The 12,024-nt window shown below is 65.7% G+C and carries 8 protein-coding genes and 2 pseudogenes; 4 read left to right on the top strand and 6 right to left on the bottom strand.

The window, feature by feature from the left end; translation table 11 throughout:
• Positions 1–68: 68 nt before the first annotated feature.
• Entirely contained in the window at positions 69–518 is a 450-nt protein-coding gene (locus BLS52_RS07665; RefSeq protein WP_090585645.1) for a hypothetical protein, read from the top strand.
• Here BLS52_RS07665 and BLS52_RS07670 read toward each other — a convergent pair.
• Positions 515–1,042, bottom strand: a complete 528-nt coding sequence (locus BLS52_RS07670; protein ID WP_090585648.1) for a DUF488 domain-containing protein — start codon at positions 1,040–1,042, stop codon at positions 515–517. The two genes, BLS52_RS07665 and BLS52_RS07670, sit on opposite strands and share 4 nt — an antisense overlap.
• Positions 1,043–1,080: 38 nt before the next feature.
• Between BLS52_RS07670 and BLS52_RS07675 the strand changes: the two genes are divergently transcribed.
• Positions 1,081–4,326, top strand: a complete 3,246-nt coding sequence (locus BLS52_RS07675; RefSeq protein ID WP_090585650.1) for a DEAD/DEAH box helicase — start codon at positions 1,081–1,083, stop codon at positions 4,324–4,326.
• A 30-nt stretch (positions 4,327–4,356) separates the two neighbouring features.
• Here the strand turns inward: BLS52_RS07675 and BLS52_RS07680 are convergent.
• Positions 4,357–4,954: pseudogene (locus BLS52_RS07680) on the bottom strand (malonic semialdehyde reductase).
• 127 nt (positions 4,955–5,081) lie between these two features.
• Complete coding sequence (locus tag BLS52_RS07685; protein WP_090585653.1) at positions 5,082–6,104, bottom strand: DUF808 domain-containing protein; 1,023 nt, start codon at positions 6,102–6,104, stop codon at positions 5,082–5,084.
• Between the two features lie 247 nt (positions 6,105–6,351).
• Here BLS52_RS07685 and BLS52_RS07690 point away from each other — a divergent pair, with 247 nt between their 5' ends.
• Positions 6,352–6,654, top strand: coding sequence for a DUF4193 domain-containing protein (locus tag BLS52_RS07690; RefSeq protein WP_090585655.1), 303 nt, complete (start codon positions 6,352–6,354; stop codon positions 6,652–6,654).
• A gap of 281 nt (positions 6,655–6,935) precedes the next feature.
• Positions 6,936–8,744 (top strand): annotated as a pseudogene (locus tag BLS52_RS07695) (APC family permease).
• A gap of 180 nt (positions 8,745–8,924) precedes the next feature.
• Here BLS52_RS07695 and BLS52_RS07700 read toward each other — a convergent pair.
• Genes BLS52_RS07700 through BLS52_RS07710 form a run of 3 tightly spaced genes read right to left on the bottom strand, consistent with a single transcriptional unit; the run spans position 8,925 to position 11,968 of the window.
• Positions 8,925–10,370: an ABC transporter ATP-binding protein gene (locus BLS52_RS07700; protein WP_139186240.1), complete on the bottom strand. Its 1,446-nt coding sequence runs from the start codon at positions 10,368–10,370 to the stop codon at positions 8,925–8,927.
• Positions 10,367–11,122 carry an energy-coupling factor transporter transmembrane component T gene (locus BLS52_RS07705; RefSeq protein WP_090585657.1) on the bottom strand — a complete coding sequence of 252 codons (756 nt, stop codon included), beginning with the start codon at positions 11,120–11,122 and terminating at the stop codon, positions 10,367–10,369. The genes BLS52_RS07700 and BLS52_RS07705 overlap by 4 nt, the downstream gene beginning before the upstream one ends.
• Positions 11,123–11,125: 3 nt before the next feature.
• On the bottom strand, positions 11,126–11,968 hold the full coding sequence (locus BLS52_RS07710; RefSeq protein ID WP_090585659.1) for a glycosyl transferase family 9: 843 nt from the start codon (positions 11,966–11,968) through the stop codon (positions 11,126–11,128).
• Positions 11,969–12,024: the final 56 nt, after the last annotated feature.

Below are 12,024 nucleotides of genomic sequence, written 5' to 3' on the forward strand. Positions count from 1 at the left end.
GACGGACTCCCCGAGAACGGGAAAGCGTAGAATTGAGGCATCAGCCGGTGTATCGAGATTGGCCTCTGATGAACACTTCTGCCGCCGGGAACCGTGGGCTCTGGGAAGGGTCGGTCGGGCGTGTACCGATGCTTGCCGCAGCTTCTTCCGCTGCCACAACACTCCTGTTCATACCGATCCTGCTGCGCGGCCCGTCCACTACTGAGGCGCTGCCGGCATTCTGGCTGGTGGCGTTTGTCGCGGCCGCTCCCCTCACCGCCTATCTGCTCAACCGCCGCCTGCACGCTGACCTTGGCGTTGTGGAATCGTTGCTGGTCGGGTTGCCGCAACTGCCCGTGATCGTCCTGCTCTCGGTGGCGGGAGTGTGGCTCGATGTACAGCGGGGGTTCCTGCTGGCGGGCTCCGGCGAGGAGGCCATGTCCTACGGGATCGGGATCAGCGTCTCCGCCGTTGCCGGCGCGGTTCTCCTGGTCCTCGTCGCGGTTGCCGCCCGGCTGGGCGGGATTCGCCGAAACTAGTCCTGCACATCCCAGTACACGGCACCGCCGCAGACCCGTGCCCCGGCAGACGGCTCGTGCGGCGTCAGTCGGCCGTCCGGCATGAGATGCTGCACTTCGAACCCGTGCAGCATCATTAGGACATCCGCCACAATGCGCCGGTGGCAGCGCCACCAGACGCTCTCGCTGCACATGATTGCCGTGGTCCGCTCCTCGGCCGTTCCCCGCAGCAGCCTGAGCGCCGCAGTGAACTCCCCGGTCCTGGTGTAGGCGGCGTAGGCACGGAACTGCGCAACCCGCCACCACTGGTCCGTTTCCGGCTCACCGGCAGTACGACGACGGCGGCCGCCCAGGTCCTCCAGCCACACATAGTCGATCCCCTCGGACGGCAGCCACTGCTCGAGCGCTTCCTTCCGCGTGTCGTCATTGCGGCGGCTCCCCGGAAAGCGGCGCACATCCGCGAGCACCTCCACGCCGGCGCCGCGCAGCAGCGCGCTGAACTGCTCCCGGTCCGCTGTCCCATGCCCCACAGTGAGTAGTCGCATGGAGCCAGTCTGTCAGGAGCGCGTGAGAGCATAAATTCATGCCCGAATCCGCGTATCCCATGATCGATGTCGCCGACATCATCCGCATGGTGGGCGGCGCCGCGTTCCAGCGCGGTCAGGGCTATGCCAAGGACTCCCTGGTGCAGGGGCTCACCTTTGAACCGGACTCAACAACGGTGCACGCCCGGGTGATGGGCACCTCGCCGTCGCCGTACCGCACCCAGCTGTATCTGGCGCGCAAGGGTGACGGCCGGTACCACCTCCGGGACAGTGTGTGCTCCTGTCCGGTGGGGCTGGACTGCAAGCATGTTGCCGCCGTCGCGCTCCGGTCCAACATGGAGAACCTGCGCTCCAACGCGGAGCTGACGGCACCGGCGTCGCCCTCCCGCCCTGCGGGGTGGCAGGAGTCCCTCTCCGGGCTGCTCTCAACCCACCAGCACGACGACGGCGCGCTGGCCGCCGTCCGGACCACTCCCCTGGGCCTGCAGTTCGAACTCCGGCCCACCACCGTGTCCCGGTGGGAGAAGGGGCGCGCCTACCGCCGCTATAAGCTCGGCGTGCGCCCGGTGATCCGGAACGCCAAGGGCAACTGGGTCAAGAACAACCTGGCGTGGGGCAACATCAGCTACCAGACGTACGGGCTGAAGCTGGACCCGGATCAGCACCGCTGGTTCGCCCAGTTCCCGGCGCTGCACCGCGGGACCGGCGTCACCTACTTCGGCAATAACGATTCCTGGCTGCACCTGGATGATTTCAGCAATCCCCTGCTTTGGCAGTTGCTGCAGGAGGCGCAGCGGCTCGGGATCGCCTTCGTCGGGTCGAAGAAGAGCGTGACCGTGCAGTTGGCGTCCCAGGCCGTGCTGCTGCTCGATGCCACCACCACCGACGGCGCCATCCAGCTCTGCCCGGCCATCAACATCGACGGGGAGAACCACCCGCCGCAGACGGCGCACGTGATCGCCAACCACGGCGTGTACACCGTGTCGGAGGACGGCGTCATCACCCTGGCCCCCACCACCCGGAAACTCACCGACCACAACCGCGAGCTCCTGGAGCGCACCCGGCCGGTCCGCATTCCGGAGGCAGAGAAACAGGAGTTCCTGGCCGGCTTCTATCCGCGGCTCATCCAGTCCATCGACGTGGTCAGCAGCGACGGCTCCGTTGCCTTCCCGGAAATCATCCCTCCCGTCCTGGTGCTCACCGCCACCTTCAGCGATGACCAACTGGATCTCTCCTGGGACTGGGCCTACCGGGCCGGGGACACCGAGACCCGCAAACCGCTTAAGAACGACGACGACGACGGCTACCGGAACGCTGCAGCCGAAAGCGCCGCCCTCCAGTCGGTCCGCGAAGCGCTCGGCGGGCGCATGGTCAAGGACCGCACGTTCACCGGCATGGACATGGTGGACTTCACGGAAACCGTCCTTCCCCGGGTGGAGCGCCTCGACGCGGTCCGGGTGGACATCATCGGGAGCAAGCCCACGTTCGAGGAACTCACCGAGACGCCGCAGCTCCTCATCACCACGGTGGACACCGAAGACCGCGACTGGTTCGACCTCGGCGTGCTCGTCACGGTGCAGGGCCGGAAAATCCCGTTCGACCACATCTTCACTGCCCTGGCCAAGGGTTCCAACCGGATCAAGCTGGTGGACAACAGCTACCTGTCCCTGAACCAGCCCATCTTCGATCAGCTCCGTGAACTCATCGATGAGGCCCGGATGCTGAGCGAGTGGGAGACCGGCCTGCGGATCAGCCGCTACCAGGCGGGGCTGTGGGCCGAGTTCGAGGACCTGGCGGAGGAAACGGAGCAGGCGCAGTCCTGGCGTGCAGCGGTGAATGGGCTGCTGGAACTGACCGAGGTGGAGCAGACCCCCCTGCCGGACGGGCTGCAGGCCACGCTCCGTCCGTACCAGGTGGACGGTTTCAACTGGCTCGCGTTCCTCTGGAACCACGGCCTCGGCGGTGTCCTCGCCGATGACATGGGGCTCGGCAAGACCCTCCAGACGCTGGCGCTGCTGACCCACGCGAAGGGCAGCGGCGAGCAGCGGCCGTTCCTCGTCGTCGCGCCTACCTCAGTAGTGCCCAACTGGATCGCGGAGGCGCAGCGCTTCGCTCCGGGGCTGGCAGTCCGCGGTATCGCGGACACCCAGGCCAAAAGCGGCACACCGGTGGCGGAGCAGGTGGAAGGCGCCGACGTCGTCATCACCTCCTATGCCCTCTTCCGGCTGGACCATGACGCCTACAAGTCGCTCGAGTGGGCGGGGCTCATCCTGGATGAGGCGCAGTTCGTGAAGAACCATGCGGCAAAGGTGCATCGGTGCGCCAAGGAGCTGGACGCGCCGTTCAAGCTCGCCATCACCGGTACTCCCATGGAGAACAACCTGATGGAGCTGTGGGCGATGTTCAACATCGCCGCTCCGGGGCTTTTCCCGTCGTCGCGCGCGTTCACCGAGGAGTACCGCACTCCGATCGAGAAGCAGGGAAACACAGAGCGGTTGCAGCGGCTGCGTCGGCGGATCCGCCCGCTGATGATGCGGCGCACCAAGGAGGCGGTCGCGTCGGACCTGCCGCCGAAGCAGGAGCAGGTTCTGGCCGTGGAGCTGCACCCGCGCCACCGGAAGATCTACCAGACGCATCTGCAGCGGGAGCGGCAGAAGCTGCTGGGCCTGATTGATGACCTCGACCGGAACCGGATGATCGTGTTCCGTTCGCTCACGCTGCTGCGGATGCTCAGCCTCGACGTGTCGCTGGTGGAGCCCGAGTATGAGGGGGTGCCGTCGGCGAAGCTGGATGTCCTGTTCGAGCAGCTGGAGGACGTCCTCGCTGAGGGGCACCGCGCCCTGGTGTTCAGCCAGTTCACGTCCTACCTCAAGCTCGCCGCCGCGCGCCTTGAGGCCCAGGGGGTCGAGTTTGCCTACCTCGACGGCTCGACACGCAAACGCGCCGAGGTCATTGACTCGTTCAAGAACGGCAGCGCGCCGGTGTTCCTGATCAGCCTGAAGGCCGGCGGTTTCGGGCTGAATCTCACCGAGGCCGACTACTGCTTCCTGCTGGACCCGTGGTGGAACCCCGCCACGGAGTCGCAGGCGGTGGACCGGACACACCGCATCGGACAGACCAAGAACGTCATGGTCTACCGGATGGTCTCCACGGACACCATCGAGGAGAAGGTGATGAAGCTGAAGGAGCAGAAGGCCCGGCTGTTCAGCTCGGTTATGGATGACGACGCCGTCTTCAGCTCAGCCCTGACGGCGGACGACATCCGGGAACTGCTCGCCGGATAGCCGCCCGCCGCGGGCGGGGTGAGGTTCGGCTCAGACGGTGCGGACGACGTCGTCATAGGCGAATTTGGGCTTGGCTTCGCCCCAGGCTTCCTCTCCCGGCCGGCCGATGTTGACCACAAGGAAGCTCTTCTGGTCCCCGGCGGGGAAGAAGGCGGCGTCGATGGCGTTGAAATCCGCGCCGGTCATGGGACCTGCCGCAAAGCCGAGGGAACGCACCGCGAGGATGAAGTAGCCGGCCTGCAGGTGCGCGTTGTTGTTGGCGGTCGCTGCGGCCAGCTCAGGATCGGCGTCGTACATCGCCTTGGGCGCGTTGTAGCCGGGAAGGAAGCTGTCCCACCGCTCGGCCCAGTGTGTGTCATAGCTGAGAATGGCAACCAGCGGAGCGGCCGCGGTCTTGGCCTTGTTGCCTGCCATGAGTGCGTCGACGAGGTCGGCCCGGGCTGCTTCCGAGCGCACGTAAGTGACGCGGAGCGGCTGCGAGTTGAACGCCGTGGGGCCGAACTTGGCCAGCTCGTAGATGGTCTGGGCCTGCTGCTCCGTCACCTCACCGGTGAAGGAATTGGCGGTGCGTGCCTTGGGCGTCGACGGCGGCTGAATCGATGACTGCTTCTTCGTGGGCAATGGTCACTTGGCTTACCTCTCGCTCAGCCTCCACGAATCATGGCGGCTCCTGTGCTTCCGTAAGGTTGCAACCTGAACTATCCGGGTGGTGTTCCCCGTGGCGCGGTGATGCTGGTCACGGTTGTGGCGGAGACCTAAGGGGTGGGCTCAGCCGGATGCTTTTTTGGCCGGTACCCTGCAATGGCGGCGCGGACGTCACCCTCCTCATGTGCACCCTTGTCCTTGCCGAACGGCAACGCCTTGAGCACCGGATGCAGGATGGCCATGACAAGGAGCCCCCAGCCGAGCCCGAGCACGGCCGAGCACAGCGTGTTCACGAGCCAGGCAAGGAGACCTCCAACTACCGGGATCCCCACGAACGGCGCCTCGAGGGCGTGGACCAGGTCATACGGCAGGTGCCAGCCGAGGTCGTATGCCCCCTGCAGCATGATGTGACCGCCGACCCAGAGCATGGCAATGGTACCGATCAGGGTGATGGCCGCGAGCACGGCCGGCATGCCTTTGACGAGCAGCTCGCCGAAGCGTTTGGAACCGGCGGAGTCCTTGGTGGTGAGATGCAGACCGATGTCATCCATCTTCACGATCAGGGCGACGGCCCCGTACACGAGCACCGTGATAGCCAGCGCCACCACCACCAGGATGATCGCGCGGGACCAGATGGATTCAGCGGCAACCTCGTTCATGGAGATGACCATGATCTCGCAGGACAGGATGAAGTCGGTGGTGATGGCGCCCTTGATGACCTTCGCTTCCGCTTCCGGCCCGCGTTCCACCGCCGGAGCTTTCTCATCCTTATGGTCGCCGCGCAGCTTGTGCCACACCTTCTCGGCGCCTTCAAAGCAGAGATAGGTACCGCCCAACATCAGGATGAACGGAATCAGCCAGGGAACAAAGGCGCTGATGAGCAGCAGCGCCGGCAGGATGATCAGCAGCTTGTTCCGGAGCGAGCCCCAGAAAATGCGCTTGATCATGGGAAGCTCACGGGACGGGTCCGACCCTGACACGTACTGCGGGGTGACTGCGGCGTCGTCGATCACTACGCCGGCAGCCTTGGCTCCCGCTTTGGCGGCGCCGGCAGCGACGTCATCCACGGAAGCGGCCGCGATGCGGGCCAGCGCTGCGACGTCGTCCAGCAGAGCGACGAGACCGCCGCTCACAGGTCAGCCCCGCGCTGCTTGAGGGTGGAGGGCTGCGCGTGGAAGCGTCGGTCTGGGCGCGTGATTGGCATGTTCGAATTATATGGCGTTGGACTGACCGCCGTCAGGGGAGCTGCGCGGCTTAGAGTCTGAGGATCCCCGTGTAAGCCCCGGGTCACTATTATGCGTGGGAACAAAGACGTGCGATTCTGTGTTGCACCCTTGCTCTAGTAATAACCGCTCACGGTCAGGAAGAAGTACACCTAAATTGGCAACCGATTACGACGAAGTCCGTTCCGACGTCAAGGAATCCCAGGACCGATCCCTCGAGGCACTGCAAGCCGCCAACGCCCCCGATGCGCGCAGCGTCGTAACCGAGCTGGACGAAGCCGATGTGCTTGACGAAGGACTCACGCCCGGAGGGGAAATAGTCTCTGAAGAGTTGATCGTCCAGGTCGTTCCGCAGGGCGCCGATGAGTTCACCTGCTATTCCTGTTTCCTGGTGCGCCACCGGTCCCAGAAGGCGCGGGAAAGCAACGGGCATGCCTACTGCGTCGAGTGTGAGGGCTAGCCCGCCAACTACCTGAGGTTGTGGGACGGCCGCCTGATCGCGTCGCGGCGAGGGCGGGCCAGCGCCTTGTTTGAATAGACGTAAAGGAAACATCAAGAACCGGGATCACTCACCAGGACCGGGCGTACGTTGAGCTCGTGAGTGCAACACTCGATCATCTCGTTCATTCCCGCCGTGCCCGTAGGCTGGGGCACTGGTTGCTGGATGACGAGAACCAGCGCAAGCGCAAGCGCCCTGTCAAGCCCGGTAGGAGATCCGCCGTTAGGCCCTGGTGGAAGGTAATGTGCCTGACCGGTGTCGATTACTTCTCGACGCTCGGCTACCAACCGGCCATCGCGGCCGCCGCTGCGGGCGCACTTGCTCCCATAGCCACCCTGATCCTCGTTGCCGTTACCCTGTTCGGAGCGCTCCCGATCTACAGGCGGGTAGCCCGGGAAAGTCCGCACGGCGAAGGTTCCATCGCGATGCTCGAGCGGCTCCTGCCGAAATGGAAGGGCAAAATCTTCGTCCTCGTCCTACTGGGCTTCGCTGCGACCAGCTTCACCATCACCATGACACTCTCCGCCGCGGACGCCAGCGCCCACCTCATCGAAAACCCCTTCGCACCGTCATGACTGGAAGACCAGGAAATCATCGTCACCCTGGTCTTCCTGCTGCTTCTGGCCACCGTCTTCTTCAGGGGATTCCGGGAAGCCATCGGCATCGCTGTCGTGCTCGTCGCCGTTTTCCTCGCCCTGAACCTCGTTGTTGTCGCGGTGTCCGCTGCGGAAGTCTTCGCCGATCCCGAACCAATTACCGACTGGTGGACTGTGCTGACAACCCAACACAGCAACCCGATTGCGATGTTCGGCGTGGCCCTGCTGGTCTTTCCCCGACTCGCCCTCGGCCTCTCGGGATTTGAGACCGGCGTCGTTGTCATGCCCCAGATCGAGGGAGCACCCGGGGACACACCGCAGCGGCCGGAGGGACGGATAATCGGGGCGCGGAAGTTGCTGACCTCAGCCGCTGTGATCATGAGCGGCTTCCTGATCTCATCCAGCTTGGTGACGACGCTGTTGATTCCCGCAGCCGAATTCGAGGAGGGTGGCGAAGCCAACGGGCGCGCGCTGGCCTATCTGGCCCACAAATATCTCGGAGAGGGTTTCGGCACGCTCTACGATGTCAGCACCATCGGCATCCTCTGGTTCGCGGGCGCCTCCGCCATGACCGGACTGCTCAACCTCGTACCCCGGTACCTGCCCCGCTACGGGATGGCACCCACCTGGACGCGAGCCGTTCGACCCATGGTGATTGTGTTCACTATCGTTGCCACTGTCGTGACCATAGTGTTCAAGGCCGACGTCACCGCCCAGGGCGGCGCCTACGCGACCGGCGTGCTGGTCCTGATCACATCGGCAGCGGTAGCCGTCACACTGTCGGCGCGCCGCTGCGGTCAGCACACCGCCGCGCTCGGATTCGGCGTCATTTCGTTGATTCTGATCTGGACTGCCCTCGCCAACGTTTGGGACCGGCCCGACGGCGTCGGCATCGCCGCCCTCTTCATCGTCGGCATCATCCTCGTGTCCGTCATATCGAGGGTGCGGCGCGCATTCGAACTGCGCGCGACCTCCATTACACTCGATGACGAAGCACTGGGTTTCGTCGCGGCACAGGACGCCGGAGAGGTCCTGCTCATCGCACACGACCCCGAGCGGCTCAGCGCTTCGGCATACCGCCGGAAGCTCGAGCACGCCTGCACCGTCAGCCACCTTAGCCCAGCAGACAACCCGCTGTTCATCGAGGTGACCGTTGATGACTCATCGGATTTCGAAACACATTTGCTCGTTCGTGGAGTCACCCGCCACGGCTTCCGGATCCTCGAAGTTCACAGCTCCAACGTGCCCAACACCATCGCCGCAGTAATGCTCCACATCCGGGACATCACCGGACTCATGCCACACGTCTACTTCCGCTGGACCGAGGGCGACCCACTGGCGAATCTCTTCAAATTCCTCATCACCGGAGAAGGCGAAATCGCACCGGTGACCCGGGAAGTCCTCCGCGAAGCCGAACCGGACGTCACCCGACGGCCCTGGGTCCACGTCGGCTGACCGAAGACCGCCCAACCGGGCACTGGCCAACCCCAAAGGTCCGGCTATGAAGGATTCTTGCCGGGGCGTTTTCGACTGCGGGATAGCGCCAGCGCGCTTCCTCGCCGAGGTTACGGGGCCCAGTTCCTTGGACGCCATCCATTGGGAGGGCAGGCCGCACGGAAACCAGTCGAGGCATACCTACCCGGCAGCCGCCGCCGCACCGAGCCGGAACATCCGCGAGCACACCGCCTGGGCGAAGACTTCGTCATGCGTGGCCATCATGAGGATTCCGCCGTCGCGGATGTGCCGCCGAAGAAGCCCGGACAAGACCTCACGCCCGCGCAGGTCCAGGCCCACCGTCGGCTCATCGAGCACCCACAGGCGGGGCCCGGTAGCCATCAGTGACGCCAGTGCAACGAGCCGCCGGTCGCGGAAACTCAGGTCGTGCGGGTGATGGTGAACCGCATCCGCAAGCCCGACGGCGGCCAACGCCTGCAGCGCGCACCGCTCAGCCTCCTTCCGGGAACGGCCAGCAGCCCTCGGGCCGTAGGCAACCTCGCGCAGCACGGTGTGCTCGAATAGCTGCTGGTCGGTGTCCTGAAACAGATGACCGACCGTGGAGGCAAGCGATCCCACGGGCCGCCCCCGAAGGTCCTCACCGTACAACTGGACCCTTCCCGCTTCCGGCCGGAGCAGTCCGTTCAGATGCTGCAGCAGGGTCGACTTCCCCGACCCGTTGGGCCCGAGCACCGCGACCGCCTCACCGCTGGAAACAGCAAGGTCCGCCACGGACAGGACCGGTTCCGCGCCGTACCCGAAGCTGAGGTCGCGGATCCGGATGGCCGGTATCCGGTCCTCGCCAACAGCGTGCGCCAACGGAGCGGAGTTTGCAGCCACCCCTTCAACACCGACCCCATACCTGCCCAGGTCATCGCTGCCAGGGACGTCCTGATCAACAGGAACCATCGAACCGCCGGAGAGCACCAGCACCCGGGTCGCCGGACCTGCGTCACGGGGAAGCATCGGCTCGAACAGCAGAATGGCGGTTCCGCTCTCCCCCAGCGCAGCCAGCAGCGACTCGAGATCGCGTCGCCCAGCGACATCGAGACCCTTGAACGGCTCATCGAGCACCAGCACCGCAGGATTACCGACGACGGCGGCCGCGATAGCGACACGCTGCAGCTCACCCCCGGATATCCGCCGCGGATCCCGCTCCAGCAGGTCGGTCAGCCCAAGCCGCGCGGCAGCCAGGTCAACGAGCACATGCATCCGCTCGGCGGGAACACCGCGATTCGCCAGCCCGAACGCAATTTCCTCGGCCACGCTCGCGCAGACCATCGACAGGTGCGCATGCGCCCGCTGCCCGACGTACCCGACATGCTGCGCCCACGCCGCAGGATCAATCCGCGGATCCGAACCGGAGCCGGCGAAGACAAGCTGCTCCCCCGCAACCGACAGTGTGCCGACGAACCGGTGGCCCTGACCGGCGTCGAGCTGTCCCGCCAGCACGCGCGCCAGGGTGCTCTTCCCGGAGCCGGAGGCTCCGACCACCAGTGCGCGCTCCCCCGCGCCCAGGCTGAAAGCGATGTCAGCCAACACAGCGCCGTCGTCGTAGGCGAAGCTCTCCAGCTCAAGGGAAATCACGTGTGCCTCCCGACATACCACCAGGAGGTGAAAACGACGACGACGGCAAGCAGCCCCCAGCGGACGGCCCGCTGGGCTGCGGTGTCGGTGTCGGCGCGGTAGCTGGTGCGCGGGCCGGTTCCGGCGAAGCCTCGCGCGTCGAGGGTGCGGGAGCGGTCCGCCGCGTCGGTGAGGAGACCGGCGATGAGCGGACGGCCCACCATGACCAGCGCCCGGAGCTTCGAGAGTGGGCTGCGGGTCACCACCAGGCCGCGCGCCTGCTGCGCCCTGGTGATCTGCGCGGCCCGGTCCGCCACGAGCGGCGCAAGCCCCAGTGCCGATCCGAGCACATACACGAGCTTGCGGTTCCAGCCGCGGTGGGTCAGGGTCTCGAGTAGTTCGGAGACCTCCAGAGACAACGCGGCCGTGAGAAGGAGGCCGGTGAAGGCAGCAACGCGGGTGCCCATCTCCAGCGCAAAGAGCAGCCCCTCCGCGGTGACGGCGGCCGGGCCGAGATCAAGCAGGACCCTCTCCCCTTCCGGGTAAAACAGCCCGTGAAGGAGGAGGAGAAACATCAGCATCGGCCCCGCCAGCACACCGAAGGCGACGGCGATGTGCACGGCCCGCCCGGACGTTGCCGCGGCGGGAAGAACCAGCAGCAGGAGAACGGCGAGAGAAAAGCGCCAGTCGTCGACCACCAGCACCAGCACCACCAGCAGTCCTGCGATGGTCAGCTCGGTGAGCGGGTTGAGGATCCGGCGGCGGAACCGCACCGGTTACTTCCTTTCGGCGGCGCTCTCGTCCCGGCTGCCCGAGTCACCGGATGACGCACCCAACAGCACCCGGTGCCGCCGGACAAACGTGAATGCGTTCCGGGTGCGGCGCGGCAGTGCGTACACGATCAGCGCCACCACGGTGAAGATGATCAGCTTGTCGATGGTGTCTGACGTCAGCCCCTGCTTGGTCGCAGCGACCAGCAGCGTATCCCCCATGGCGCGGAACGCGGCGACAATGGCGTTGGTACCCATGGTTCCGGCGGCGCCGAACATGAAGGCAGCCACCGGAGCGGCCAGCAAACCGCCGACGACGCCGGTCAGCAGCCCCGCGACCGGCACCAGGTAGAGGCGGCGGAACATGCCCCAGCGTGCTGCCAGGCCCGCAAGCAGCCCAATCACGGCCGAACCAGCCGCGAACGGCAGGGCGAACGGGTTGAACAGACCCCAGATCGCGTTGCTGAGCACCCCGGTCGCGGCGCCGGCGGCGGGGCCGGCGAGGACACCGATCAGCACGGTGCCGAGAGCATCAAGGTAGATCGGCAACCCGAGCGTGCCGGCAAGCTGCCCGAAGGAGATGTTGAGCGCGATGCCCACCGGCATCAGCACCACGGCCTGGGTGTTCAACCCGGGCAGGATACCCGCCACCAGCAACGCGCCTCCCCCCAGGAAGCCCAGGAGGGTGGTGAGCCCGGCAGGTGTGCCCGCCCCACCGGCGATTTCGGCGGGCTGGACGAGAACCAGGTACAGGTAGGTGGCGGCGATGACCACGGCGCCCGCAATCAGAAGAATCCGGCGCGTCGATGGCGCAGCGGTCCCGGAGGGCAGCGTCAGGGAGGAGTTCATGGCGATCCTTACGCAGGGAAAGCATTGACGTGGGAAGCGCACCTCATGTCACCTCG

It is taken from the genome of Arthrobacter subterraneus, from assembly GCF_900099735.1.
GTDB classification, from domain to species: domain Bacteria; phylum Actinomycetota; class Actinomycetes; order Actinomycetales; family Micrococcaceae; genus Arthrobacter_D; species Arthrobacter_D subterraneus.

Excerpts from the sequence above, each read along its gene's own strand:
- BLS52_RS07665 (WP_090585645.1), top strand. The coding sequence starts at position 69 with ATGAACACTTCTGCCGCCGGGAACCGTGGGCTCTGGGAAGGGTCGGTC.
- BLS52_RS07670 (WP_090585648.1), bottom strand. The coding sequence starts at position 1,042 with ATGCGACTACTCACTGTGGGGCATGGGACAGCGGACCGGGAGCAGTTC.
- BLS52_RS07675 (WP_090585650.1), top strand. The coding sequence starts at position 1,081 with ATGCCCGAATCCGCGTATCCCATGATCGATGTCGCCGACATCATCCGC.
- BLS52_RS07710 (WP_090585659.1), bottom strand. The coding sequence starts at position 11,968 with ATGAACTCCTCCCTGACGCTGCCCTCCGGGACCGCTGCGCCATCGACG.